Below are 26,933 nucleotides of genomic sequence, written 5' to 3'. Positions count from 1 at the left end.
TCGCGTTCGGGGTCAGTTGCCGGGGAGCGCGCCGCGCAGCCGGGCGGCCCGCCACAGCAGGTCGAACACGGCCCGCTGCGGGAGCCCGGCCCCGCTCATCCGGACCAGCTCACGCAGGCACCACAGCTGGGTCTCGACGGTGTGCGCGGGCGAGCCGTGCACGTCGTCGTGCACGAGCATGCGCAGGTCGCGGACGCGGGAGGGCAGCCGCGCCGCCTCGGCGGGCGGGATGATCTCGTCCCGGGAGCTGGCCACGTACCGGACGGGGACGGCCAGCTCGGCGAGCTCCGCGTCGCTCAGCGCGAACGCGGCCAGTTCGCCGCCGAGTTCGTCGGTCGGCACGCCCGCCATGTGGGCGAGAGTGTCCATCGTGATGCGCGGGACGCGGGGCCGCCAGGCCGTGTCGGTGAAGAACTCCCGCACCGGCGCGCCCGTCGTGATGACGCCCCTGATCCGCGAGTCGTCCAGCGCCGCGCGCAGCGCCATGTGCCCGCTGAAGCTCAGCGTCATCGCGTAGGCGCGGGACGCGTCGGCGCGGCCGGCCACCGCGTCCAGCACCGCGGACAGCATCCGCGGGCTCTTGGCGTCGTACCGCAGCGTGTTCTCGCCGGTGCCGGGCATCTCGGTGACGATGCCCGCCATGCCGAGCCGCCCGACGCGGGCGAGCACGGGCGCCCACTGCTCCTTCACGGTGACGATCCCGCCCATGATGAGCAGCACGGGACGCGGCCGGTCGGCGGACAGCCCGGCGGTCCAGCAGCGCACCAGGCCGCCGACGGTCTCGACGTCCAGCCGCTCCACCCCGGCGGGCCTGGCCTGCTCGAACGCGGCGGTGCAACGTTCCAGCGCCCGCTGCCGGGCGGGCCCGTCCACGTAGGGGAAGCGGGCCATGGCGTAGGCGCGGCACGCGTCCATCGCGCGCCCTTCGGCGCCCAGCCGCTCGGCCGCCGCCGACCATTCGCCGACCCAGGAGCCGGGGGCGTCCCCGTCGTCGGTCTCGATGCGCGCCAGCACCTCCCGGTAGCCCGGGAGGTTCCCGCTGCGCGCGTGGACGACCGCGAACCGCTTCAGTTCCGCGACGTCGTTCATGGGGCCACCGCCTCCAGTCCGTCCTTGATCTCGGCGAGCACGTCGGCGGCCTCCGCGCCGTCGACCACCCGGTGGTCGAAGGTGAGGCTCAGCCGCATCACCGGGGCGACGGCGACCGCCCCGTCCCGGACCACCGGCCGGTCCGCCACCCGCCCGACGCCCAGCGTCACGGCGGTGCCGCCGTAGGAGTGGAAGGCGTCCACGGGCCGGTGCCCCAGCGAGGTGACCGCGACGGTGCCGAACACCGCCGGGCGGCGGCCGAGCGGCCCGGTCACCGCGCGGTACAGCAGCGACCCGGCGGGCCACGGCAGCCGGTGCAGCAGCCGCGCGCCCGCGAACTCGGGCGCGGTGCGGGGGTCGGCGTCCCGGAACCGGTCGATCTCGTCCTGGATCCGGTCGAGGCCGGCGGTGTCGAGGTCGGGCAGCAGCGCGGCGAGCACGACCCGGTTGCCGTTCAGCGTCCGGTCGAGGGTCAGCTTCCCGGTCACCGACGGGTAGCGCGCGACGCGCGGCCAGGGCCCGCCGCCGATCGCGGCGTTGGCCTCCGGGTGGTTCGCCAGGACGCGGCCCGCCGTCCGCAGCACGTACGCCACCAGCGAGTACTTGCGGGCGGTCTCGCGGTGCCGCAGCACGCCGCCCATGTCCACCTCGGTGTCGAGGTACACCGGCGCGGCCGGGCGGACGGCGCGCAGGAAGTGCAGGGTGTGCCGCCGCTCGCGGGCCACGGGCGCGGTGGTCATGTGCCGACCGCCAGCGCGTACACGTCCCGCAGGCTGGTGGCCTCCAGCATCTCGGGCAGCGGCACCCGCCGCCCGGTCCGCCGCTCCACGGCGGCGAGCAGCGCCAGCATGTGCAGCGAGTCCCACCCGGCCAGCTCGTCGAAGTGCCGCCCGGCCTCCTCCGCCGTGACCGGCAGGCCGAGTTCCTCCTCCACCAGGAGCATGAAGTCGTCGATGGTGTTCAACGGGGGTCCCCCTCCAGGTCCGCTTCCAGGTCCGCGGTCAGCTCCAGATGCCCCGGCACGCCGACGATCTCGGCGAGGTCGTGCCGGAAGGTCCGCGGCCACGGCCCGTCCCCGGCGGGCGCGAAGCCGTACCGCGGGTACAGGTCGGCGACCTTGGCGTTCCGGGGGCTCTCCCGGTACCCGGCGAGCACCGCGCGGGCGCCGGTCGCGCGCGCGTGCCGCAGCACCGCCGCCAGGCACGCCTGTTCGAGGCCGCGGGCGAACACCCGGCAGCTCAGCAGGAAGTTGTCGATGTGCAGCTCGTCGCCGTCCCGGCGCAGGAACAGCGCGCCGACCAGGCCGTTCTCGCCGAACCGGTCGCCGCTGCGCAGGGTGAGGACGAGCGCGTCCGGGTCGTCGGCGAATGCCCGCACCTCGGGCCGCTGCAGCCGCCGGGTCGTGAGGTTGAACTGGTTGGTGCGCAGGGTCAGCTGCGCGACGCGGGCGGCGTCCTCGTCCCGCATCCGCTCCAGCCGCGCCCGCACCCCGAGTTCGCGCAGGTAGTCCTCGATGGAGTCGAAGGTGTCGAGGAAGTCCTTGCGGTCGAGCTCCGCGCGGTACCGGGCCGCGCGGGCGCGGTCCTCGGCGGTCAGCTCCAGGACGTCGAACCACCCGTCGTACAGCAGCCGCTCCAGGTGCAGCGCGGGCTCGCCGTCGATGTCGACGACGGCGGTGCCGGGCAGCGAGTGCCGGACGAGCCCGCGCTCGTAGGGGCTGTCGTCCACGAAGACGAAGGAGTCGGCGCCGACGTTGAGCGCGGCGGCCAGCTCGGTGAGCGCCTCGGGCTTGGGCCGCCAGCTCGCCGCGACGCGGACGAAGTCGTCCTCCCGCAGCGTCATCCCCGGATGGTCGCGGAGCATCGCGCGGACCGGCTCCGGGTCGTTCTTGCTGACCGCCGCGAGGAGCGGGCCCTGCGACCCGAGCTGCTTGACCACCCGCTGGAAGGCGGTGAACGCCTCGCCGCGGTAGCCCTCGGAGACCGCCAGGCCCTCCGGGCCGTCCTCGCCGAGGACGCCGCCCCACAGGGTGTCGTCGAGGTCCAGGGCGAGGCACTTCTTCGTCCGGCCGGCCAGATGCCGGGCCAGGTGCCCTAGCTCGCGGGCGTACCTGCCGAGCAGCTCGGCCGACAGGTGCGCCTTCGCGTACAGGCTCAGCCGGACGTCGTCGGCGGGATGCCCCTCGGCCACGAGCGGGTCGAGGTCCACGACGGCGACGGACGGGTGCTCCTCGGCCAGCCGCAGCAGCCCGATGTTGAACTCGCGCCAGCGCACGCCGAGCCCGGCCCGGGAGGCGTGGTCGACCAGCTGGGCCCGGTACCGCTGCGGCAGCGGGACGGTGTTGAACACCAGCGTCCCCCGGCCGGTCTCCTGGTAGCGGGCGGCGAGGCGGCGCAGTTCGGCGAGCCGCCCGGCGGCGGCCTCGGCGACGTCCTCGACCCGCCACGGGACGGGCAGCCGGCCGAAGACGAGGTCGGCGTCCAGCACGCACACCACCAGGTCCGGGTCGGCCGCGTACAGCTCGCTCTCCGGGTCGCCGAGCGCGAACACGTGCCCGTCGTACTCGGTCACATGGGGGCGCATCAGCAGGCCGTGCCGCGCGAGCTGCCCGGTCAGCGCCGGGACGAGCGCGGCGAGCGTGCCGTGCCCGGTGACCGCGACGGTGACGGCCCGCACCCCCGGGTGGGCGCGCGTCACCGCGGCCGGGTCGAGCCGGGCGAGCAGCCGCCCCGCCGAGGCCAGCTCCTCGTCGGACAGGCCGTCCAGCAGCCGGACGGCCGCCGGGAAGCGGTCCGCGAGCTGCCCGTCGCGGTGCAGGCGCAGCAGCTCCGCGTGCGCCGGCGGGGCGCCGTCCATCCGGCCTTGTCCGGTCATCCGGCCTTCTCCAGGGCGAAGCCCGCCTTGATCCACTTGCTCGACTCCACCGCGACGCCGACGACGCGGTCGCCCTCCACGAGCTGCGGCAGGACCCGTTCGAGCTGGAAGAACGGCAGCGCGTTGCCGGTGTTGCCGGTCTCGGCGACGCAGTTCACCTGGCCCGCGCCGGGCAGGTCCAGCGCCGCCGCGATCCGCTCGGTCATCCGGCCGGAGAGCTGCGGCGGCAGCAGCCGGTCCACGTCGGTCTCCGCCCAGCCGAGCTCCTCCAGGATCTCCTCGAGGATCTCCACGGCCATCTTCGGCACGGACTCCTCGATCGCCTTGTAGTCCTCGCTGAGCGGCTGCCGGCCGGAGTCCCGGTCGCCGCGCCCGAACCACTCCACGATCTGGCCGGGCTCCCGGTTGAGGCCGGTCAGCCGGACCATCGTGTGGCGCAGCACGGCCGAGCCGGGGCCGGGTTCGGTGGACAGCACCGCCGCGCCCGCCCCGTCGCCGAACAGCACGCCGTTGACCTGCTCGGCGTGCGGCAGCGCGGCCGCGTCCACGGTGAGGTCCATGTGCTTGGCGCAGGTGTCGGCGCCCAGCACCAGCGCGGTGCGGTACGCGCCGGTGCCGAGCAGCCGCCGGGCCAGCTCCAGCGCCTGGACGGCGCCGCTGCACCCGGACTGCAGCTGGTAGGTGGGGATCTGGTCGATGCCGAGCCGGTCGGCGACGACGTTGACGGTGCCCGGCATCAGCCGGTCCGGCGACGACGTGCCGAGCACCATCAGGTCGATCTGCGACGGCCGCGTCCGCGCCGCCGACAGCGCCCGCAGCGCCGCCGTCTCGCCGAGGTCGGCGAGGGTGTGCCGGATCTCGCCGGTGTCGAGGTCGAGGGCGAAGTGACGGGTGCGGATGCCGATGAAGGAGTCGATCCACTGCTCCCAGACCGGCGGCATGCCGAACCGGCGGGTGAGGGCGGCGTTGTCGACCGGCGGGCCGGGGAGCGCCGTGCCTACCCCGAGCAGGTGGACGTCGGGACCGTTCGTCATGCCCCCATCGTCGGACGCGGGGCTAAAGACGCCCTTGCGCGCCGGCGGGGACCGGGTCGCCGAACCAGGCGGCGAGGGCGTCGCGGAGCCCGGCCGCGCCGCCGTCCCCGGCCGCCCACGCGACCCTCCCGTCCGGGCGCAGCAGCAGCGCCGTCGCGCCGATCTCGGCGGACGGCGCGGCGCGGACGACGTCGACCCGGCCGGCCCAGCCCGCGGCCTCCTCGGCGGGCACGTCACCGTCGCCGAGGACCAGCAGCACCCCGCGCGCGGCGTGCAGCGTCCCGGCGAGGCCGATCCCGCCGGACGCGGTGGTGAGCGGCACGTCGGGCAGCCGGCCGCCGACCAGCGGGTGGTCCAGTCCGAACGCGTAGCGGACGTCGCGGGCCGCCGCCATGTCCACCAGGAACTCGTTGACCTGGGGCAGCTCGACGAGTTCGGCGAACAGCTCGCGCAGCGGCGCGATCCGGTCCATCGGGTGCATGAGCGCCGACTGCGCCAGCGTCGTGCGAAGCGCGCGGGCCGCCACCGGGTGGCGTTCGGCCTCGTAGGTGTCCAGGAGCCCGGCCGGGGCGTCGCCGCGCAGCGCGGCGGCCAGCTTCCAGGCGAGGTTGACGGCGTCCTCGATGCCGGTGCTGAGCGCCTGCCCGCCGAGCGGGAAGATCACGTGCGCGGCGTCCCCGGCGAGCAGCACCCGCCCGTCCCGGTAGCGCTCGGCCTGGCGGGTGCGGTGCCCCCAGCGGGCGAGCCAGTGCGGTTCGGGGAGGTCGAGGTCCCGGCCGGTGAGCCGCCGGGCGGCGTCCCGCAGCTCGGCGACGCCGGCCGGGGCGGCCGCGTCCGCCGGCTCGACGCCGAACTCGCCGGTGGAGACGCGGAGCACGCCGGGGGCGGACGGCGCGACGGTGAACATGCCGCGGTCGAGCTGGTGCGCGCCGAACCAGGCGGACAGCGCGTCGGTGGCGGGCAGGTCCCCGGTGATGCCGTGGAACGGCAGGTCCTCGCCGGGGAAGCCGATCCCGGCGAGCGACCGGACGGTGCTGTCGGCGCCGTCGCAGCCGACGAGGTAGGCGGCGCGGACCGGCTCGTCCTCGGCGCCACCGGACGTCCGCACCCGGACGGTCACCCCGGTGCTGTCCTGGCTCAGGCCGACGACCTCCGTCCCGCGCCGGACCTCGATGCCGAGTTCGGCCGCGCGCTCCTCCAGCCTGCGTTCGAGCCGCGCCTGCGGGACGATGAAGTTGTTCTCGCGGCGCCCGGTCAGCCGGGCGGGGTCCAGCGGGACGTGCGCGAAGTGCGCGGCGGGCCACGACAGGCCGTGGGGGCGCAGCCCGTCCATGAGGCCGCGCTGGTGGAGCAGTTCCACGACGGTCGCGTTGATGGCCATGCCCAGCGCGTCCCGCCGCGGCTCGGGGGACCGCTCCAGCACGACCACCTCCATCCCGGCGACGCTGAGCTCGCAGGCCAGCATCAGGCCGACGGGCCCGGCTCCGGCGACGGCGACTGCAGGACTCATGGCGGTGTTCCTTCCGTTGTCAGTGCTCTTCGGCGGCGACCGGGCCGGCGGCGCCGAGCTGCGCGCTCAGCCGCCGCGCGAGGGCCGCCGGGGTCGGGTCGTCGTACACCTGGACGGGCGGGAGGCTCAGCCCGGCCGCGCTCAGCCGGTTGCTCAGCTCCAGCGCGGTGAACGAGGAGAAGCCGAGATCCAGCAGGTTGCCGTCGGCCTCGATCTCGGCGGCGGACGGCAGGCCGAGCACGGCGGCGGCGTGCCCGCGCAGCAGCTCGGTGAGGATCTCCCGGCGCTCGGCGTCCGGCGCCGCGGCCAGCCGTCCGGCCAGTTCGGCGTCGGGCGTCACGGCGGTGGCGTCGGCGACGCGCCGCGCCTCCGGGACGTCGCGGACCAGCGGCGCGGGCCGCTCGGCGGTGAGCGCGGGGAGCAGCAGCGGCCAGTCGAGGTCGGCGACCAGCACGGTGCCGCCGGCGGACGCGGCGTCCTCCAGCACGGCCATCGCCTGGTCGGGGACGACGGGGTTCAGCCCGCGGGCGCGCAGCACGTCGGCGGCGGGATGGCCGTCCCAGGGCCCCCACGCGACGGCGAGGGCGGGCGCGGACCGGGCGCGGCGGCGCCGTGCCAGCGCCTCCGCGAACGCCTGGCCGGGGGCGGTGCCGCCGAGGCCGGGGCCGCCGAGGACGGCGTCGGCGGAGCAGAGGACCACGAACGCGTCCACGTCGCCGGCCAGTTCGTCGAGGTTGGCCGCCGCCCGCACCGCCGGGTCGTCCATGCCCCGGCCGGCGGCCTCCGCCGCGACGTGCACGACGGCGGTCACCGGATGCTCGGCGAGCAGCGCGGCGAGCGCGTCGCGGTCCGCGGGGTCGCAGTCCACGGCCGTGCCGGGGCCGTCCGGGTCGGCCCCGCCGGTCACCAGGACGCGTTCGGCGCCGTGCCCGGCCAGCCAGCGCGCCGCCGCCGCGCCGAGCGCGGTGCCGCCCCCGGTCACGAGCACGGTGCCGCTGGGACGCCAGCCGCCTTCGCCGTGCCCGAGCCGGGTGCGCAGCAGCCTGCGGCCGAACACGCGGTCGTCCCTTATCGCGACTTGGTCTTCGCCGGACGCGCCCGCCAGCACTGCGGCCAGCCGCCGCCGTGCGGCGGGGCCGGGCTCGGCGGGCAGGTCGACCAGACCGCCCCAATGGCGCGGCCATTCCGCGGCCAGGACGGAACCCAGGCCCCACAGCGCTGCTTGGTCGGGCGCGGTGAGCGGGTCGTCGTCGCCGACGGAGACCGCGCCGCGCGTCAGCACCCAGAGCGGCCCGCCCAGCCCGGCCGGTTCCAGCGCCGTCGCGAGCCGCGCCGCGAGGTCCAGGTCGGGCGGGCAGAGGATCCCCGGCCCGGAGGCCCCGGTGGTCCCGGCCGCGCGGCGCAGCCGTCCGGCCAGTTCGTCCGCGTCGGCTCCGGCGGGCAGCGGCACGGCGGTCACCTCGGCGCCGTGCTCGGCCAGTGCTTCGGCCGCCGTCGCGACGAGCGGGTCAGCCGCGCCGTCGCCCGCGTTCTCGGGGACGACGGCGAGCCACGCGGCCGTCCGGGCCGGGGCCGGGACGTCGGGCAGCGGGGTCCAGCCGATCCGGTAGCCCCAGTCGCGCCGCCTGCGGAACGCCGACAGCGCGGGGAGCAGCGACTCCAGGGCGCCCCGCTGCCCGCCGGACAGCTGGAGCCGGTCCGCGAGCCCGCCCAGGTCGCCCTTCTCGACCGCGTCCCAGAAGCCGTGCTCGTCGCCGGGCCGTGCCGGGGCGGCCGGGTCGAGCCGGTACCGCCGCCGCTGGAAGGCGTAGGTCGGCAGCGCGATGCGGCGGGGCGGTTCACCGGGGAACCACGCCGACCAGTCCACCGGATGCCCGGACACGTGCAGGTGGGCGAGGGCGGTGAGCGCGGTCCGCGGCTCGGGCCTGCGCGCCCGCAGCACCGGTGCGAGCGCCGCGGGCGGCGCGTCCAGGCACTCCTGGACCATCGCGGTGAGCACGGCGTCCGGCCCGACCTCCAGGTAGCGGGTGACGCGCCGGTCGTGGAGCGCGCGGACGCCGTCGGCGAAGCGCACCGTCCGCCGGATGTGGTCGGCCCAGTAGGCGGGTGAGCACAGCTGCTCGTCGGTGGCGATGTCGCCGGTCACGTTGGACACGACCGGGATCGCGGGCGGGCTCATCGGGATCTCCCCGGCGGCCTTCTGGAACTCCGCGAGGATCCCGTCCATGTGCGGGGAGTGGAAGGCGTGGCCGACGCGGAGCCTGCGGGTGCGGCGGCCTTCGGCCTTCCACCGCGCGGCCAGCTCCAGCACCGCGCGCTCGTCCCCGGAGACCACCGTCGCGGCGGGGCCGTTCACCGCGGCGATCGCGACCTCGTCCTCCCGACCGGCGATGGCCGCCGCGACGGCGTCGGCGGGCGCGCGCACCGCCACCATGGCCCCGGCGGCCCGCGCAGAGCCCATGAGGCGGCCGCGCAGCGCGACCAGGCGGCAGGCGTCGGCGAGCGAGAACACCCCGGCGGCGTGCGCGGCGGCCAGCTCGCCGATCGAATGCCCGGCCAGGTAGTCGGGGCGGACGCCCCACGACTCCAGCAGCCGGAACACGGCGGTCTCCACCGCGAACAGCGCGGCCTGGGTGTACTCGGTGCGGTGCAGCGCGTCGTCGTCTGAGTCGCTGTCGCCGTCGCCGAAGACCACGTCCTTGAGCGGACGGTCGAGGTGCGCGTCGAAGTGCTCGCAGGCCGCGTCGAAGGCACGGGCGAAGGCGGGGGCGGTCTCGTACAGCTCGCGGCCCATGCCGGGACGCTGGCTGCCCTGTCCGGTGAACAGGAACGCGAGCTTGCCGCCCGGCACGGCCCTTCCCTGGACGAGCAGCGGATGCGGTTCACCGCGTCCGAGGGCGCCGAGCCCGTCGCGGAAGTCGTCGTCGCGGTCGGCAATGAGGACCGCGCGGTGCTCGAACGGCGTGCGCGTCGCCGCGAGGGCGTGCCCGACGTCCCGGACGGGAGCGTCCGGAAGCTGCGCCGCGAGCCGGGACGCCTGGTCGCGCAGCGCCTGCCCGGTCTTGGCCGAGACGAGCCAGGGGAGCACGCCCGGCATCGGGGCGTCGCTGACGTCGGCGTCCTCTGCTTGGCCTGCTCGCTCCTCGTCCTTGGGAGGGGCTTCGAGGATGATGTGGGCGTTCGTGCCGCTGATCCCGAAGGACGACACCCCGGCGCGGCGGGGCCGCCCGGTGTCGGGCCAGGGGGCGGCCTCGGTGAGGAGGGAGACCGCGCCCGCCGTCCAGTCGACGTGCGGGGACGGCTCGTCCACGTGGAGCGTCTTGGGCAGGACGCCTTCCCGCATGGCCATGACCATCTTGATGATCCCGGCGACGCCTGCGGCGGCCTGCGTGTGCCCGATGTTGGACTTGATGGACCCGAGCCGCAGGGGCCGGTCGTCCGGCCGGTTCTGCCCGTAGGCGGCGAGGAGGGCCTGGGCTTCGATCGGGTCGCCGAGCGTGGTGCCGGTGCCGTGGGCTTCGACGGCGTCCACGTCGGCGGGCCCCAGCCCGGCGTCGGCGAGCGCCGCCCGGATCAGCCGCTCCTGGGACGGCCCGTTCGGTGCGGTCAGCCCGTTGCTGGCGCCGTCCTGGTTGACGGCGCTGCCGCGGATCACCGCGAGGATCGGATGGCCGCCCGCCCGGGCGTCCGAGAGCCGCTGAAGCACGACGATCCCCGCGCCTTCGGACCAGCCCGCGCCGTCGGCGGCGGCGGAGAAGGACTTGCAGCGGCCGTCCGGCGACAGCCCGCGCTGCCGGCTGAACTCGATGAAGACCGTGGGGGTGGCCATGACGGTGACGCCGCCCGCGAGCGCGAGGTCGCATTCGCCGTTCTGGAGCGCCTGCGCGGCGAGATGCAGGGCGACCAGCGAGGACGAGCAGGCCGTGTCGACCGTGACGGCCGGGCCCTCGAACCCGAACGTGTAGGCCACCCGGCCGGACGCGACGCTGCCCGCGCTGCCGTTGCCGAGCAGGCCCTCGAACCCGTCGGGGACGTGGTGGAGGAGCCGCGCCGCGTAGTCCCCGTACATGACGCCCGCGAAGACGCCCGTCCGGGAGCCGCGCAGCGACGCCGGGTCGATCCCGGCCCGCTCGACGGCCTCCCACGCGGTCTCCAGCAGCAACCGCTGCTGCGGGTCGATCGCGAGGGCCTCACGGGGGCTGATGCCGAAGAACGCGGGGTCGAAGTGGTCGGCGTCGTACAGGAACCCGCCCTCGCGCGCGTACGTCGTGCCGGGATGGTCGGGGTCCGGGTCGTACAGCGCCGGCAGGTCCCAGCCCCGGTCGGCGGGCAGGCCCGAGACCGCGTCGGTCTCCTCGGCGACGAGCCGCCACAGCTGCTCGGGCGACCGGACGCCGCCGGGGTAGCGGCAGCTCATCGCCACGATCGCGACCGGCTCGCGGCGGCCCGCCTCGGCGTCCCGCAGCCGCTCGCGGGTCCGGTGCAGGTCGGCGGTCACCCAGCGCAGGTAGTCGAGGAGTCGCTCTTGGCTCGGCATCCGGCATCAGCCCCAGAACTGGTGGTGTGGTCGGCCCGGCCGGTCAGGACCGGCCGAGTTCCCGGTCGATGAATTCCAAGATCTCGTCGGCGGAGGCCGCCTGGATGCGGTCCGCGACCGCGGCGGACTCGGCCCGTTCCGTGCCGCCCCACTTGGCCGCGAGGGCGTGGAGCCGGGCCGGCACCGCGGGGTCGGCGCCGCCCGCGCGGTCGGCCGGCGCGGCGGCGAGCGCCCGTTCCAGCTCGTCCAGCGCCGCCAGCACCGGGTCCTGCGGGACGGCGGGCTCGGCGGGCGCGAGCCGTTCCCGCAGGTGGGCGGCGAGTGCGGTGGCGGTGGGGTGGTCGAAGGCGAGGGTGGGGGGCAGGCGGAGTCCGGTGGCGGCGTTGAGGCGGTTGCGGAGTTCGACGGTGGTGAGGGAGTCGAACCCGAGGTCCTTGAAGGCGCGGTCGGGGTCGATGGTGTCGGACGTGGAGTGGCTGAGGACGGCGGCGGTCTGGGTGCGGACCAGGTCGAGCAGCAGCGCGTGCTGCTCGTCGTCCGGCAGCCCGGCCAGGCGCCGGACGAGCGACGCGGCGTCGGCCTCGGTGCGCCGGGCGGGCAGCCGCACCAGCCCCCGGAACAGCGGCGGGAGCAGCCCGCCGGCCGCCATGCCGCGCAGCGCCCTCGGGTCCAGCCGCGCGGTGACGAGGTGCGGCCGGTCGGGGAGCGCGAGGGCGGCGTCGAGCAGCTCCAGCGCCGCGTCCGCGTCCATCGGGACGATGCCGTTGCGCGCCATCCGCGTCTGGTCGGCCCCGCTCAGGCCCTCGGTCATCGTGCTGGTGTCGGCCCACAGCCCCCAGGCGAGCGACTGGGCGGGCAGCCCTTGCGCCTGCCGGTGGTGGGCGAGGGCGTCGAGGTAGGTGTTGGCGGCGGCGTAGTTGGCCTGGCCCGCGCTCCCCACCGTGGCGGCGATGGACGAGTAGAGGACGAAGGCGGCCAGCGGACGGTCCTTGGTGAGTTCGTGCAGGTTCCAGGCGCCGTCGACTTTGGGGCGTAGGACGGTGTCGAGGTGCTCGGGTGTGAGGGTGGGGAGTGTGGCGTCGTCGAGGTGTCCTGCGGTGTGGACGACGGCGGTGAGGTCGGGGAGGGTGCCGAGCAGGTCGGCGAGGGCGGCGCGGTCGGCGGTGTCGCAGGCGGCGATGGTGACCTCCGCGCCGAAATCGGTGAGTTCGGCGGCGAGGTGGGTGGCGCCGGGCGCGTTGCGGCCTTGGCGGCTGATGAGGGTCAGCTTGCGGACGCCGTGGGTTGTGACGAGGTGGCGGGCGAGGAGGGTGCCGAGGGTGCCGGTGCCGCCGGTGATCAGGACGGTTCCGTCGCCGAACGCGGACGGCCGGTCGCCGGCGCTTGCGGCCGGGGAACGGGTGAGGCGCGGCGCGTAGAGGCGCCCTTCGCGGATCGCCAGCTGAGGCTCGCCGGTGGCCACCGCGCGGGAGAGCCGGTCGCGGCTCAGGCCGGGGTCGTCCACGTCGACGAGGAAGAACCGGTCGGGGTGCTCGCTCTGCGCCGACCGGACCAGCCCCCAGACCACGGAGGCGGGCAGGTCGTCCACCCGCTCGCCGGGCGCCGCCGCGACCGCGCCCGCGGTGACGACGGCCACCCGGGCGGTCTCGTCCGCCAGCGCGTTCTGCACGACGGCGAGCACCTCCCCGGCCGCCGCGTGCGCCGCAGCGACCGGATCGCCGCTTCCCGCGCCCGCGTCGCCGGTCGCGATCGGGACGACCACCAGGCCGGGGACGGGCTCGGCGTCGGGCTGCTCCTTCACCGGCGTCCAGTCGATCTGGAACAGCGCGTCGTCCGTGCCGCCGGGCGGGCGGAGCCGGTCCGGGCTGATCGGGCGGACGGTCAGGGCGTCGGCGGTGAGGACCGGTAGGCCGTCCTCGTCCATGAGCGCCACGGCGACGCTGTCCGGGCCCGCCTCCGTGAGCCGGGCCCGCACGGCGACCGCGCCGGGGCGGTGCAGCGTGACGCCGCGCCAGGCGAACGGCAGGCGGACGCCCTCCTCGCCCTGGTCGGCGTCGATCGCCATGGCGTGCAGCGCGGCGTCCAGCAGCGCCGGGTGGACGCCGAACTCGCGGGCCTGCTCGTGCTGCTCGGCAGGCAGCGCCACTTCGGCGAGCGTCGCGCCGTCCGGTCGCCAGGCGGCGCGCAGGCCCTGGAACACCGGGCCGTAGTCGAGGCCGGTCACCGCCAGGCGGGGGTAGAGGTCGGTCACGTCCACCGCCGCCGCGTCGGCGGGCGGCCATGGGAAGTCGGCGGGGTCGTCGGCGGGCGCTTCGGTGAGGGTGCCGGTGGCGTGCAGCGTCCAGTCGCCGGACGCGTCGTCGTCCGCTGCGCGGGAGTGGACGGTGAGGGTGCGGTCGCCGGACGCGTCCGGCTCGCCCACCCGGACCTGGAGCCGGACGGCCTCCTGACCGGGCAGCACCAGCGGCGCTTGCAGCGTCAGCTCCTCGACGCGTCCGGCGCCGACCTGGGCGCCGGCGTGCAGGGCGAGTTCGAGGAAGGCCGTGCCGGGCAGCAGCACGGTCCCGAGGACGGCATGGTCGACCAGCCAGGGCTGGGCGCTCTGCGAGAGCCGCCCGGTGAACAGGTGCCCGCCGTCGGGCAGGGCCGTGGCAGCGGCCAACAGCGGATGGCCCCCGGAATTCAGCCCGGCGGCATTCATGTCCCCCGTTCCCGACTGTCCGATCAACCAGTAGCGCTGGTGTTGGAAGGGGTAGGTGGGGAGTTTGTGTGGGGGTGTTTTGTGTGTGGGTTGGTGGTTCCAGGTGGGGGTGGTGCCGTGGGTGTGTGTTTGGGCGAGGTGTTTGTGGAATTGGGTGGGGGCGTGGGTGTTGCGGGTGAGGGTGGGGATGGTGGTGGTGTGGTGGTGGTTGTGGTGTTGGTGGGTTTGTTGGGTGGGGAGTTGGAGGATGGGGTGGGGGCTTGTTTCGATGAAGATGTGGTGGTGTTGGGTGGTGAGGGTGTGGATGGTTTGTGCGTAGTGGACGGGGTGGCGGAGGTTGTCGTACCAGTATTGGGCGTTGAGTTGGGTGGTGTTGTGGGGGGTTTGTGCGGGGTGGAGGGTGGAGTAGAAGGGGGTGGTGGCGGGTTGGGGTTGGATGTGGGCGAGTTGGGTGAGGAGTTGGTGTTTGAGGGGTTGGATGTGGGGTGAGTGGGAGGCGTAGTCGACGGGTATTTTTCGGGCGTTGATGTTGTGGTTGGTGTAGTGGGTGATGAGTTGGTCGATGGTGTGGGGGTCGGCGGAGATGACGGTGTGGGTGGGGCTGTTGATGGCGGCGATGGTGGCGTTGGTGTTGGTGGTGGTGAGGTGTTGTTGGATGTGGTGGTGGGGGAGGGGGATGGCGGCCATGGCGCCGGTGCCGGCGAGGGTGGTGAGGGCGTGGGCGCGGGTGGTGATGATGGTGGCGGCGTCGGTGAGGGTGAGGGCTCCGGCGGTGTAGGCGGCGGCGATTTCGCCTTGGGAGTGTCCGATGACGGCGTGGGGGTGGATGCCGTGTGTTTTCCAGAGGTGGGCGAGGCTGGTGGTGATGGCGAATAGGAGGGGTTGGATGATGTGGGGTGGTTGGTGGGTGGGGTCCAGGGTGGTGAGGGTGTGGATGAGGTCGGTTCCGGTGTGGGGTTTCAGTGCTTGGTTGCAGGCGTCCATGTGCTCGGCGAACGCGGGCTCGGCATCGAGGAGGTCGACGGCCATGCCGGGCCATTGCGATCCCTGCCCCGGAAAGATGAACACGATCTTCGGATCGTCGCCGAAGAATTCTCCGGAGACGACGTTCTCCGCGGGTTCGCCTTCGGCGAATGCGCGCAGGCCGTCCAAGAAGTCTTTTCGCGTGGAGCCGATGACTACGGCGCGATGGTCGAATACCGCTCGCTTCGACGTGAGTGAATGACTTACCTCGGCGGGAACGAGTTCGGGGTCGGCGGCGGCGAATTCCGCGAGCCGCGCCGCCTGATCGCGCAGCGCCTTCTCGGACTTCGCCGAAATGGGCCACGGCACGATTCTCGCCTCTGAAGCGTCGCCGTCCTCCCCGTCGCCGATCTCCTCCGAGGAGTCGCCTTCTTCGGCGGTCGGCGGGGATTCGAGGATGATGTGGGCGTTGGTGCCGCTGATCCCGAACGACGACACCCCGGCCCGGCGGGGGCGTCCGGTGTCGGGCCAGGCGGTGGTCTCGGTGAGGAGGGAGACCGCACCGGATTCCCAGTCGACGTGCGGGGACGGCTCGTCCACGTGCAGGGTCTTGGGCAGGACGCCCTCCTGCATCGCCATGACCATCTTGATGATTCCGGCGATACCTGCGGCGGCCTGCGTATGCCCGATGTTCGACTTGATGGACCCGAGCCGCAGGGGCTGGCCGTCCGGCCGGTTCTGCCCGTAGGTGGCCAGGAGCGCTTGCGCCTCGATCGGGTCACCGAGTGTGGTGCCCGTACCGTGGGCTTCGACGGCATCGATCTCGTCAGGGGTGAGGCGCGCATCAGCCAGCGCAGCCCGGATGACGCGCTGCTGTGACGGCCCGTTCGGTGCGGTGAGCCCGTTGCTGGCGCCGTCCTGGTTGAGGGCGCTGCCCCGGACGACCGCGAGGATGTGGTGGCCCTTGCGCCGGGCCTCCGAGAGGCGTTCGAGCACGACCAGGCCGACGCCTTCGCCCCATCCGGTGCCGTCGGCGGCGGCGGCGAACGGCTTGCAGCGGCCGTCGGGGGCGAGGCCGCGCTGCCGGCTGAACTCGGTGAAGACCATCGGCACCGACAGGACGGTGGCGCCGCCCGCCAGGGCCATGTCGCATTCGCCCTTGCGCAGCGCCTGGCAGGCCAGATGCAGGGCGACGAGCGAGGACGAGCACGCCGTGTCGATCGTGAGGGCGGGCCCCTCGAACCCCAGGGTGTAGGCGATGCGGCCGGAGGCGACGCTGGTCGTCGTCCCGGTGACCAGGTACCCGTCGGTGCTCTCCGGCAGGTTCGCGCCGACCGCGTAGTGCTGCGCGATGACGCCGGCGAACACGCCGGTGCGGCTGCCGCGCAGGATCCCCGGGTCGATCCCGGCGCGCTCGACGGCCTCCCAGGCGGTCTCCAGCAGCAGCCGGTGCTGCGGGTCGGTGGCGAGGGCCTCGCGGGGGCTGATCCCGAAGAACTCGGCGTCGAAGTCGCCCGCGTCGTAGAGGAACCCGCCCTCGCGGACGTAGGTCTTGCCGCGCCGCCCGGGGGCCGGGTCGTACAGCGCGGACACGTCCCAGCCCCGGTCGGTGGGCAGTCCGGAGACGGCGTCGCGGCCTTCGGCGAGCAACTCCCAGAGTTCCTCGGGGGTCCGCACCCCGCCGGGGAACCGGCAGCCCATGCCGACGATCGCGATCGGCTCGTCCGGCTCGGCGGCGGTGACGGGCGCCGCCGCGGCCGCGTCCGCCTCGCCGAGCAGCCGCGCCCGCAGATACGGCGCCAGCAGGGCGGGCGTCGGGTAGTCGAAGGCGAGCGTGGCGGGCAGCCGCAGCCCCGTGGCGGCGTTGAGCCGGTTGCGCAGCTCGACGGCGGTGAGCGAGTCGAAGCCGAGGTCCTGGAAGGGCCGGTCCGGCGGGACGGAGCCGAGGCCGTCGTGCCGGAGGACGGAGGCGACCTGCGTCCGCACGAACTCCAGCAGCATGCTCTGCTGCTCGTCCTCCGCCAGTCCCCGGAGCCGTTCCGTCAGCTGCCCGCCGCCCGCGTCCAGCCGCCGGAGAGGCGCGCGGAACAGTCCCCGGAGCAGCGGCGGCACCTCGCCGTCGGCCGTCCGCGCACGCAGCGCGGCGGTGTTGAGCTGCGCGGGGATGAGGGTGGGCCGGTCGCTGGCGAGTGCGATGTCGAGGAGGGCGAGGGCCTGGTGGGTGCTGAGGGGGGTCAGCGGGCTGCGGTCGACGTCGATCTGCTGGGTGAGGGCGCTGGCCTGTTGCCAGAGTCCCCAGGCGAGGGAGGTGGCGGGGAGTCCTTGTGCGTGGCGGTGGTGGGCGAGGGCGTCGAGGTAGGTGTTGGCGGCGGCGTAGTTGGCTTGTCCTGGGTTGCCGAGGGTTCCTGCGGCGGAGGAGTAGAGGACGAAGGCCGACAGGTCGCGGTCTCGGGTGAGCTCGTGCAAGTGCCAGGCCGCATCGACCTTCGGACGCATCACCGCGTCCAGGCGGTCGGGCGTGAGGTTCGGAACGGTGGCGTCGTCGATGACGCCGGCGGTGTGGATGACGGCGGTCAGGTCCGGCACGCCGTCCAGGAGGCGGGCAAGGGCGGCGCGGTCGCTGGTGTCGCAGGCGGTGACGGTGACGTCGGCGCCCAGCTCGGTGAGTTCGGTGGCGAGTTCGTTCGCGCCGGGGGCGTCCGGGCCTCGGCGGCTGACGAGCAGCAGCTTCCGGACGCCGTGCCGGGTGACGAGGTGGCGGGCGGCGAGGGCGCCGAGGGTGCCGGTGCCGCCGGTGACCAGGACCGTGCCGTCGGCGTCCAGGCCAGAGGGCCGGTCGTCGGCCGGGGGCTGCGCACGGACCAGCCGCGGCGCGTGGACACGCCCGTCCCGGACGGCCAGCTGCGGCTCGTCGGTGGCCAGCGCCGCCGGGACAGCGGACTCGTCCGTGCCGTCCAGGTCGATGAGGACGAAGGCGTCCGGGTTCTCGTTCTGCGCCACCCGGACCAGGCCCCAGACCACCGCCGCCACCGGATCGTCGACCGCGCCGCGAGTGAGCAGGACGAGACGGGAACCGTCCAGCCGGTCGTCGGCGAGCCACTCCTGAAGGAGGGCGAGCGTTTCGCGGGCGAGCGCGTGCGGGTCGTCGCCGGCGCAGTGGACGAAGACGGTGTCCGGGAGGTCGGCGCCTTCCGCGATGGCCGACCGCAACGCGGCGATGCCGGGGTGGGCGGGGCCGACCGGCCGTGCCGGTGCCGAGGCCGGGGCGGAGACCGGCGTCCACTCCAGCTGGAGGAGCGAGTCGCGCAGCCGGATGCGGTCGCGCTCGGCGGCGGCGAGCGGACGGAACGCGGCGCTCTCGACGGCGGCCACGAGCGTGCCCGACGGGTCGGTGAGGGAGAGCGCGCCGGACGGTGACCGGTGCACGCGCAGGCTGGTCGCACCGGTGGCGTGGAGGGTGATCCCCGACCACGAGAACGGCCGTTCGTCCGCGTCGGCGACGGCACGGTGCGCCGCCTCCAGGAGCGCCGGGTGGACGCCGAAGCGGGCGGCCTGCGGGTGCAGTTCCTCGGGCAGCGCCACGTCGGCGTCCCGCCCGCCGCCGTCCCGCGAATCCACGGGCGGGGCTTCACCGAGGTCGCCGAGCGTCCCGGTGGCGTGGCAGATCCAGGCCCCGTCGTCGCCCTGCGCCGCGACGGGCCGGGAGTGGACGGTCAGGGCGCGGTGGCCGGTGTCGTCGGGGGCGGCGACGGCGACCTGAAGCTGGACGGCGCCGCCGTCGCCGGACAGGTCGAGCGGCTCCCGCAACTCCAGTTCGGCGACCCGGTCGGCGCCGGTCTGGCGGGCGGCGTGCAGGGCCAGCTCGACGAACACGCCGCCCGGCAGCACCGGGTCGTCGGCCAGCCACGGGGACGTCCGGGCGGAGACGCGTCCGGTGAGCAGGTGGCCGTCGCCGGTCGCGAGGGTGAGGGCGGCGCCGAGGAGGGGATGGTCGGCGGTGTCCAGGCCGAGGCTGCCGGGCTCTCCGGCGCCGACCGCGCTCTCCGGCCAGTACCGCTGCCGCTGGAACGGGTAGGTGGGCAGCGGCACGGCGCGACGGGCGGCGGCCGGGGCGGGGCCGGGGAAGAACGTCCCCCAGTCGACGTGGACGCCGTGCGTGTGGGCGTCCGCCAGTGCGGTGACCAGGCTTTCGGGTTCGGGCGTCCGTCCGCGCAGCGCCGCGATCAGGACGGCCCGGTCGCCGTCCGGGGCGTCGGACAGGGCGTCGGTGCCCATCGCGGTGAGGGTGCCGCCGGGCCCGAGTTCGAGGAAGGCGACCGTGCCCGCATCGTGCAGCGCCCGGACGCCGTCGCGGAACCGGACCGGCATGCGGATGTGGTCGGCCCAGTAGCCGGGGGTGCGGATCAGGTCCGGGTCGGCGATCCCGCCGGTCAGGTTCGACACGATCGGGATCTGCGGCGCGTCGTACCGCAGTTCGGCGGCGATCGCGCGGAACTCGTCCAGCACCGGGTCCATGTGCGGGGAGTGGAAGGCGTGGCTGACGTTCAGCCGCTTGCTCTTGCGGCCCTGCTCGGCCCAGTGGGCGGCGACCGCCAGCACGGCCTCCTCGTCCCCGGAGATCACGGTGGAGCGCGAGCCGTTGACGGCGGCGATCGCGACGGTGCCCGCGCGTCCGTCCAGCGACCCGAGGACCTCCTCCTCGGACGCCTGGACGGTGAGCATGATCCCGTCCGCCGGGGCGCTCTGCATGAGCCGCCCGCGCGCCGCGACGAGGACGCACGCGTCGTCCAGCGAGAGCACTCCGGCGGCGTGGGCCGCGGTGACCTCGCCGATGGAGTGCCCGGCGAGGTGGTCGGGCCGCAGCCCCCAGTGGGTCACGAGCCGGAACAGCGCGGTCTCCAGGGCGAAGAGGGCCGCCTGGGTGTAGCGGGTCTGGTCGAGCAGGTCCCCGTCGCCGAACATGACCTCCTTGAGGGGACGGTCGAGGTGCGGGTCCATGCGTTCGCACACGGCGTCGAGCGCCTCGGCGAACATGGGGAACGCCTCGTACAGTCCGCGGCCCATGCCGGGGCGCTGGCTGCCCTGGCCGGTGAACAGGAAGGCCGTCTTGCCGTCGCGGGCCTGCCGCGCGGTGATCTCGGCCAGCCCGGACACGAGCTGTTCGCGGGTCCGGCCGACGACGGCGGCGCGGTGCTCGTGGTGGGCTCTGGCGGTGGCCAGCGTGCGGGCGACGTCGGCGGCGTCGAGGCCGGGATGCCGGTCGAGGTGCTCGGCGAGGCGGGCGGCCTGGTCGTGCACCGCCTGCTCGGTCTTGCCCGACAGCACCCACGGGACGATCTCCGGCTCGGGCGCGTCCGCCGGTCCGGTGGGCGTCTCCTCGGCGTCGGCTTCGGGCGGGGCTTCGAGGATGATGTGGGCGTTGGTGCCGCTGATCCCGAACGACGACACCCCGGCCCGGCGCGGATGGTCGGTCTCCGGCCAGGCGGTGTTCTCGGTCAGGAGGGAGACCGCACCGGATTCCCAGTCGACGTGCGGTGTGGGCTCGTCCACGTGCAGTGTCTTGGGCAGGACGCCCTCCTGCATGGCCATGACCATCTTGATGATCCCGGCGACGCCTGCGGCGGCCTGCGTGTGCCCGATGTTCGACTTGACCGACCCGAGCCAGAGGGGACGGTCGTCCGGCCTGTTCTGCCCGTAGGTGGCCAGCAGCGCCTGGGCCTCGATCGGGTCGCCGAGCGTGGTGCCCGTCCCGTGGGCCTCGACGGCGTCGATCCCGTCGGGGGAGACGTGCGCGTCGGCGAGCGCCGCCCGGATGACGCGCTGCTGCGACGGCCCGTTCGGCGCGGTGAGCCCGTTGCTGGCGCCGTCCTGGTTGACGGCGCTGCCGCGGATCACCGCCAGGATCTGGTGCCCGTTCGCCTGCGCGTCCGACAGCCGCTCCAGCAGCAGCAGACCCGCGCCCTCGCCCCACCCGGTGCCGTCGGCGGCGGCGGCGAACGCCTTGATCCGGCCGTCGGGGGCGAGGCCGCGCTGCCGGCTGAACTCGGTGAAGATGGCCGGGGTCGCCATGACGGTGACACCACCGGCGAGGGCCATGTCGCACTCGCGGCCGCGGAGGGCCTGGCACGCCAGATGGGTCGCCACGAGCGACGCCGAGCAGGCGGTGTCCACCGTGACCGCGGGGCCGTGGAACCCGAAGGTGTAGGCGATCCGGCCGGACACCACGCTGGCGGACGTGCCGGTCACCAGGTAGCCCTCGACGGTCTCCAGGTCGTTCAGCAGCCGCCGCGCGTAGTCCTGGCCGTTGCCGCCGACGAACACCCCGGTGCGGCTGCCGCGCAGCGCGTCCGGGACGAGCCCGCCGCGCTCGAACGCCTCCCAGGCGGTCTCCAGCAGGATCCGCTGCTGCGGGTCCATCGCGAGGGCCTCGCGGGGGCTGATGCCGAAGAACCCGGCGTCGAACCGGTCCGCGCCGTCCAGGAACGCGCCCCGGCGGACGTAGGTCCGGCCGGTGCTGCCCGGGTCGGGGTCGTAGAGTTCGCCGGCGTCCCAGCCGCGGTCGGCGGGCAGGTCCGACAGGACGTCGGCGCCGTCCACCAGGAGCCGCCACAGCTCCTCGGGCGACCCGGCGCCGCCGGGGAACCGGCAGCCCGCCGAGACGATCGCGATCGGCTCGTGCTCCCGCGACTCGGCCTCCCGCAACCGCCGGTTCGCCTGGCGCAGATCGGCCGTCGCGCGCTTGAGGTAGTCGCGCAGGCGCTGCTCGTTCACCGCGTTCATGCAGACCTCACCAAGGGTTCAGGAGATTCCGAGCTCGTTGTCGAGGACGCCGAACAGCTCCTCGTCGGACACGGCCGCCAGGTCCTCCTCGGCGCCGGACCCTTCGTCGAACTTCCACACCAGGGCGCGCAGCCGCGCGGCGAACCGCGAGCGCGCCTCCTCGTCGAGCGCGGCGCCGGCGAGCGCGGCCTCCAGCGCGTCGAGTTCGGCCAGCCCCGGCCCGGCCTCCGCGGGCGGCGCCACCCGCTCGCCGAGGAACCCGGCCAGCGCGGCGGGCGTCGGGTGGTCGAACACGGCGGTCGCGGGCAGCCGCACCCCGGAGACGATGCCGAGCCGGTTGCGCAGCTCCACCGCGGTGAGCGAGTCGAAGCCGAGGTCCCGGAACGGCCGCTCCGCGGCGACCGCGTCCGCCGAGCCGTGCCCGAGGACGGCGGAGATCTGGCCGCGCACCAGATCGAGCAGCAGCTCCGCCCGCTCGGCCTCCGCCAGCCCCGCCAGCCGCCGCGCGAGCGAGGAGGCGTCCGCCCCGGCACGGCGCGGCGGCAGCCGCAGCAGGTGGCGGAGCATCCCGGGCACGGCCGTGTCGGCGGCGCGGGCGCGCAGCGCCACGAGGTCCAGCCGGGCGGGGACGAGGTGCGGCCGGTCGGGGAGCGCGAGGGCGGCGTCGAACAGCTCCAGGCCCTCCGCCGATGCGAGCGGCATGATCCCGCCGCGGCGCAGGCGGACCTGCCCGGCCTGGTCGAGCCGCGCCGTCATCGTGCTGGTCTCGGCCCACAGCCCCCAGGCGAGCGACTGGGCGGGCAGCCCTTGCGCCCGGCGGTGCGCGGTGAGCGCGTCCACGAAGGCGTTGGCGGCGGCGTAGTTGGCCTGGCCGGCGTTGCCGAGCGTCCCGGTGGTCGACGAGTAGACGATGAACGACTGGAGCCCGCGGTCCTTGGTGAGTTCGTGCAGGTTCCAGGCGCCGTCGGCCTTGGGGCGTAGGACGGTGTCGAGGTGGTGGGGGGTGAGGGTGGGGAGTGTGGCGTCGTCGAGGTGTCCTGCGGTGTGGACGACGGCGGTGAGGTCGGGGAGGGCGTCGAGGAGTGCGGCGAGGGCGGCGCGGTCGGCGGTGTCGCAGGCGGCGATGGTGACCTCCGCGCCGAGGCCGGTGAGTTCGGCGGCGAGGTGGGTGGCGCCGGGCGCGTTGGGGCCTTGGCGGCTGGTGAGCGTCAGTTTGCGGACGCCGTGGGTTGTGACGAGGTGGCGGGCGAGGAGGGTGCCGAGGGTGCCGGTGCCGCCGGTGATCAGGACGGTGCCGTCGCCGAACGCGGACGGCCGTTCGCCGGGGTCCGCGGCCGGGGAACGGGTGAGGCGCGGTGCGTAGAGGCGGCCTTCACGGATCGCCAGTTGAGGCTCCCCGGTCGCGAGGGCGGCGGGCAGTGCTGCGGCGGAGGCGTCCGTCTCGTCCAGGTCCACGAGGACGAACCGGTCGGGGTGCTCGGCCTGCGCGGCGCGGAGCAGCCCCCACACGGCGGCGGCCGGGAGGTCGCGGACGTCCTCGTCCGGACGGGCGGCGACCGCGTTCCGCGTCACGACGGCGAGCGGGGTGTCGGCGGTCCGCTCGTCGCTGATCCAGTCCTGGAGCAGCGCCAGCATCCGGTGCGTGAGGGCGCGCGTCCGCGCGGGCGGCTCGGTTTCGCCGTCCTCGCCGGTGGCCTCTTGGACGCACAAGACTGCGGCCGGGGACGTTGTCGCGCCGGTGTCGAGAGCGGCGCGGAGCGCGTCGGCGTCCGGGTGCAGTGTGACCTCCGCTGCCGCCGCCGTGGCCGGGGTGGAGACGGCGTGCCACTCCACCTCGAACAGGGCGTCGTGGGTGCCGGTCCGGCGCGGTAGGTCGGCGGGGGAGAACGGCTTCAACGTCACCGCGTCGATGTGGGCGACCGGGGCGCCGTCCGCGTCGGTGAGGAAGACCGTGACGGTGTCGTCCCCGGCCGTGGAGATCCGCGCCTTGAGCGCGGTCGCGCCGGGCGCGCCGAGCAGGGTCACGCCGGTCAGCGCGGAGGGCAGCCGCAGCGCGCCGTCGTCGTCGCCGTCGAGTAGCACCGGCTGTAGGACGGCGTCGAGCAGCGCCGGGTGGACGCCGAAGTCCGCTGCGGTGGCGTCCTCGGGGAGGTCCGCCTCGACCAGCACGTCGGTGCCGTCGCGCCATGCCGCCCGGACGCCCTGGAACACCGGGCCGTGGCCGAGGCCGGTCCGCAGCAGCCGGTCGTAGAGGCCGGCAACGTCGATCGGGCGCGCTCCGGGTCCGGGCGTGACGGACCGCTCGGCGGTCGCGCCGCCGCTGCCGATCACGCCGGTGGCGTGCAGAGTCCAGGGGGCGTCGTCCGCCTCCCTCGCATGCAGGGTCAGCTCGGGAGCGGTGACCGTCACGCGCAGCTGCACCGACCCGTCCTCGGGGAGGACCAGCGGGGTGCGGATCGCCAGTTCCTCGACGCGGTCGCCGCCTTCGCGCAGCGCGGCGAACAGGGCGAGCTCGGTGATCGCGGAGGCGGGCAGGACGACCGCGTCCAGCACGGCGTGGTCGGCCAGCCACGTCTGGTCCTTGACGGACAGGCGGCCGGTGAAAACCGTCCCCTTCCCCTCGGGGAGTTCCACCGCCGTGCTCAAGAGCGGATGCCCGGTGGGCGTCAATCCCGCTGCGGAGACGTCTCCATTGCCGGGCGGAGTATCCAGCCAGTAGCGCTGGTGTTGGAAGGGGTAGGTGGGGAGTTTGTGCGCGGGTGTTTTGTGTGTGGGTTGGTGGTTCCAGGTAGGGGTGGTGCCGTGGGTGTGTGTTTGGGCGAGGTGTTTGTGGAATTGGGTGGGGGCGTGGGTGTTGCGGGTGAGGGTGGGGATGGTGGTGGTGTGGTGGTGGTTGTGGTGTTGGTGGGTTTGTTGGGTGGGGATGAGGAGGATGGGGTGGGGGCTGGTTTCGATGAAGATGTGGTGGTGTTGGGTGGTGAGGGTGTGGATGGTTTGTGCGTAGTGGACGGGGTGGCGGAGGTTGTCGTACCAGTATTGGGCGTTGAGTTGGGTGGTGTTGTGGGGGGTGGTTGCGGGGTGGAGGGTGGAGTAGAAGGGGGTGGTTGAGGGTTGGGGTTGGATGTGGGCGAGTTGGGTGAGGAGTTGGTGTTTGAGGGGTTGGATGTGGGGTGAGTGGGAGGCGTAGTCGACGGGTATTTTTCGGGCGTTGATGTTGTGGTGGGTGTAGTGGGTGATGAGTTGGTCGATGGTGTGGGGGTCGGCGGAGATGACGGTGTGGGTAGGGCTGTTGATGGCGGCGATGGTGGCGTTGGTGTTGGTGGTGGTGAGGTGTTGTTGGATGTGGTGGTGGGAGAGGGGGATGGCGGCCATGGCGCCGGTGCCGGCGAGGGTGGTGAGGGCGTGGGCGCGGGTGGTGATGATGGTGGCGGCGTCGGTGAGGGTGAGTGCTCCGGCGGTGTAGGCGGCGGCGATTTCGCCTTGGGAGTGTCCGATGACGGCGTGGGGGTGGATGCCGTGTGTTTTCCAGAGGTGGGCGAGGCTGGTGGTGATGGCGAAGAGGAGGGGTTGGATGATGTGGGGTGGTTGGTGGGTGGGGTCCAGGGTGGTGAGGGTGTGGATGAGGTCGGTTCCGGTGAGGGATTTCAGGGCTTGGTTGCAGGCGTCCATGTGCTCGGCGAACGCGGGTTCTGCGTCCAGGAGGTCGACGGCCATGCCGGGCCATTGCGACCCCTGCCCCGGAAAAATGAATACGACCTTGGGTTGACTGCTATTCGCAACACCCTGCACCACGAGCGAGCTTGGCTCTCCCCGGCGCAATGCGTCGAGCCCTTCGCGGAATTCCTCGGGTCGGGAGGCGACCACTGCGGCCCGGTGCGGGAAATGCGTGCGCGTGGTCGCCAATGCGTGAGCTATCTCGGCGGGATCGGCATCATCCGGAACGTGCTCCGCCAGACGCGCGGCCTGGTCGCGAACGGCCTGCTCGCTCTTTCCTGAAAGAACCCATGCCACGGGACGCGGCTCAGGGTTTTCCTGCCGTTCGGCAACGGCCTTTTCAGGGGCGGCTTCGAGGATGATGTGGGCGTTGGTGCCGCTGATCCCGAACGACGACACCCCGGCCCGGCGCGGCCGTCCGGTGTCGGGCCAGGCGGTCGTCTCGGTGAGGAGGGAGACCGCGCCGGATTCCCAGTCGACATGGGGCGTGGGCTCGTCCACGTGCAGGGTCTTGGGCAGGACGCCCTCCTGCATGGCCAGGACCATCTTGATGATCCCGGCGACACCGGCGGCGGCCTGCGTGTGCCCGATGTTCGACTTGACCGACCCCAGCCACAGCGGTGCCGCACCGTCGCGGTGCTGCCCGTAGGTGGCCAACAGCGCTTGCGCCTCGATCGGGTCACCGAGTGTCGTGCCCGTCCCGTGGGCTTCGACGGCGTCGATCTCGGCAGGGGTGAGGCGTGCGTCGGCCAACGCCGCGCGGATGACGCGCTGCTGCGACGGCCCGTTCGGCGCGGTCAGCTGGCTGCTGGCCCCGTCCTGGTTGACCGCCGAGCCCCGGACGATCCCGAGGACCTGATGGCCGTTGGCCTCCGCGTCCGACAGCCGCTCCAGCACCAGCAGCCCGACGCCCTCGCCCCAGCCGACCCCGTCGGCACCGGCCGAGAACGCCTTGCAGCGGCCGTCCGGTGAGAGGCCGCGCTGCCGGCTGAACTCGACGAACAGGCTCGGCGTCGCCATCACCGTGACGCCGCCCGCGAGGGCCAGGTCGCACTCGTCGGAACGCAGCGCCCGGCACGCCTGGTGGACGGCCACGAGCGACGACGAGCACGCCGTGTCGATGCTGACGGCGGGCCCCTCGAAGCCGAACGTGTAAGCCACCCGTCCGGACGCGACGCTGTAGGAGCTGCCCGTGCCGATGAACCCCTCGAACTCCGCGGGAACCCGTTCGATCATCCGTCCCGCGTAGTCGCCGTACATGATGCCGCTGAACACGCCGGTCCGGCTGCCGCGCAGGCCGTCCGGGACGATCCCGGCCCGTTCGACGGCCTCCCAGGCGGTCTCCAGGAGGAGTCGTTGTTGGGGGTCGATGGCGAGTGCTTCGCGGGGGCTGATGCCGAAGAAGGCGGGGTCGAAGTGGTCGGCGTTGTGGAGGAATCCGCCGTGGCGGGTGTAGGTGGTGCCGGTGTGGTCGGGGTCGGGGTTGTAGAGGTGGTCGGTGTTCCAGCCGCGTTGGGTGGGGAAGTCGGTGATGGCGTCGGTGCCGTCTGCGACCAGTCGCCATAGTTCCTCGGGTGTGGTGACGCCGCCGGGGTAGCGGCAGGCCATCCCCACGATCGCGACCGGCTCCCGCGACGCCTCGGAGAGGCGCTGGTTCTGCTTGCGCAGCCGCTCGTTCTCCAGCAGGGACGCGCGCAGCGCCTCGACGAGTTTCTCTTCAGCAGGCATCAG

The 26,933-nt window shown here is 74.2% G+C and carries 9 protein-coding genes; all 9 read right to left on the bottom strand.

The features are described 5' to 3' along the window. Positions 1-12: 12 nt before the first annotated feature. Genes ACGFI1_RS30120 through ACGFI1_RS30080 form a run of 9 tightly spaced genes read right to left on the bottom strand, consistent with a single transcriptional unit; the run spans position 13 to position 26,930 of the window. Complete coding sequence (locus ACGFI1_RS30120) at positions 13-1,089, bottom strand: alpha/beta hydrolase (protein ID WP_392790135.1); 1,077 nt, start codon at positions 1,087-1,089, stop codon at positions 13-15. Continuing rightward, positions 1,086-1,829: a 2-oxo acid dehydrogenase subunit E2 gene (locus ACGFI1_RS30115; RefSeq protein WP_392790132.1), complete on the bottom strand. Its 744-nt coding sequence runs from the start codon at positions 1,827-1,829 to the stop codon at positions 1,086-1,088. The genes ACGFI1_RS30120 and ACGFI1_RS30115 overlap by 4 nt, the downstream gene beginning before the upstream one ends. Beyond that, the gene (locus tag ACGFI1_RS30110) at positions 1,826-2,053 is read right to left on the bottom strand and encodes an acyl carrier protein (RefSeq protein ID WP_138634256.1); all 228 of its coding nucleotides are present in this window, start codon (positions 2,051-2,053) and stop codon (positions 1,826-1,828) included. The genes ACGFI1_RS30115 and ACGFI1_RS30110 overlap by 4 nt, the downstream gene beginning before the upstream one ends. Further along, positions 2,050-3,963 carry an HAD-IIIC family phosphatase gene (locus ACGFI1_RS30105; RefSeq protein WP_392790131.1) on the bottom strand — a complete coding sequence of 638 codons (1,914 nt, stop codon included), beginning with the start codon at positions 3,961-3,963 and terminating at the stop codon, positions 2,050-2,052. Before ACGFI1_RS30105 ends, ACGFI1_RS30110 begins: the two co-directional genes overlap by 4 nt. Then, positions 3,960-4,997 carry a 3-oxoacyl-ACP synthase III family protein gene (locus tag ACGFI1_RS30100; RefSeq protein WP_392790129.1) on the bottom strand — a complete coding sequence of 346 codons (1,038 nt, stop codon included), beginning with the start codon at positions 4,995-4,997 and terminating at the stop codon, positions 3,960-3,962. Before ACGFI1_RS30100 ends, ACGFI1_RS30105 begins: the two co-directional genes overlap by 4 nt. 22 nt (positions 4,998-5,019) lie before the next feature. Beyond that, a complete protein-coding gene (locus ACGFI1_RS30095) occupies positions 5,020-6,507 on the bottom strand; it encodes an FAD-dependent oxidoreductase (RefSeq protein ID WP_392790127.1) in 1,488 nt (495 codons plus the stop codon). A 19-nt stretch (positions 6,508-6,526) separates the two neighbouring features. Beyond that, the gene (locus tag ACGFI1_RS30090) at positions 6,527-11,044 is read right to left on the bottom strand and encodes a type I polyketide synthase (RefSeq protein WP_392790125.1); all 4,518 of its coding nucleotides are present in this window, start codon (positions 11,042-11,044) and stop codon (positions 6,527-6,529) included. A gap of 43 nt (positions 11,045-11,087) precedes the next feature. Beyond that, a complete protein-coding gene (locus tag ACGFI1_RS30085; protein WP_392790123.1) occupies positions 11,088-21,488 on the bottom strand; it encodes an SDR family NAD(P)-dependent oxidoreductase in 10,401 nt (3,466 codons plus the stop codon). An 18-nt stretch (positions 21,489-21,506) separates the two neighbouring features. Continuing rightward, positions 21,507-26,930 carry a type I polyketide synthase gene (locus ACGFI1_RS30080; protein WP_392790120.1) on the bottom strand — a complete coding sequence of 1,808 codons (5,424 nt, stop codon included), beginning with the start codon at positions 26,928-26,930 and terminating at the stop codon, positions 21,507-21,509. Positions 26,931-26,933 lie beyond the last annotated feature (3 nt).

Source organism: Actinomadura geliboluensis (assembly GCF_043197915.1).
Lineage (GTDB): Bacteria > Actinomycetota > Actinomycetes > Streptosporangiales > Streptosporangiaceae > Spirillospora > Spirillospora geliboluensis.
Note: the sequence above shows the minus strand (reverse complement) of the source record. Positions and strands in the feature narration are given on the sequence as shown.

Coding starts and splice junctions, on each gene's coding strand:
- ACGFI1_RS30120 (WP_392790135.1), bottom strand. CDS start 1,089: ATGAACGACGTCGCGGAACTGAAGCGGTTCGCGGTCGTCCACGCGCGC.
- ACGFI1_RS30115 (WP_392790132.1), bottom strand. CDS start 1,829: ATGACCACCGCGCCCGTGGCCCGCGAGCGGCGGCACACCCTGCACTTC.
- ACGFI1_RS30105 (WP_392790131.1), bottom strand. CDS start 3,963: ATGACCGGACAAGGCCGGATGGACGGCGCCCCGCCGGCGCACGCGGAG.
- ACGFI1_RS30100 (WP_392790129.1), bottom strand. CDS start 4,997: ATGACGAACGGTCCCGACGTCCACCTGCTCGGGGTAGGCACGGCGCTC.
- ACGFI1_RS30095 (WP_392790127.1), bottom strand. CDS start 6,507: ATGAGTCCTGCAGTCGCCGTCGCCGGAGCCGGGCCCGTCGGCCTGATG.
- ACGFI1_RS30090 (WP_392790125.1), bottom strand. CDS start 11,044: ATGCCGAGCCAAGAGCGACTCCTCGACTACCTGCGCTGGGTGACCGCC.
- ACGFI1_RS30085 (WP_392790123.1), bottom strand. CDS start 21,488: ATGAACGCGGTGAACGAGCAGCGCCTGCGCGACTACCTCAAGCGCGCG.
- ACGFI1_RS30080 (WP_392790120.1), bottom strand. CDS start 26,930: ATGCCTGCTGAAGAGAAACTCGTCGAGGCGCTGCGCGCGTCCCTGCTG.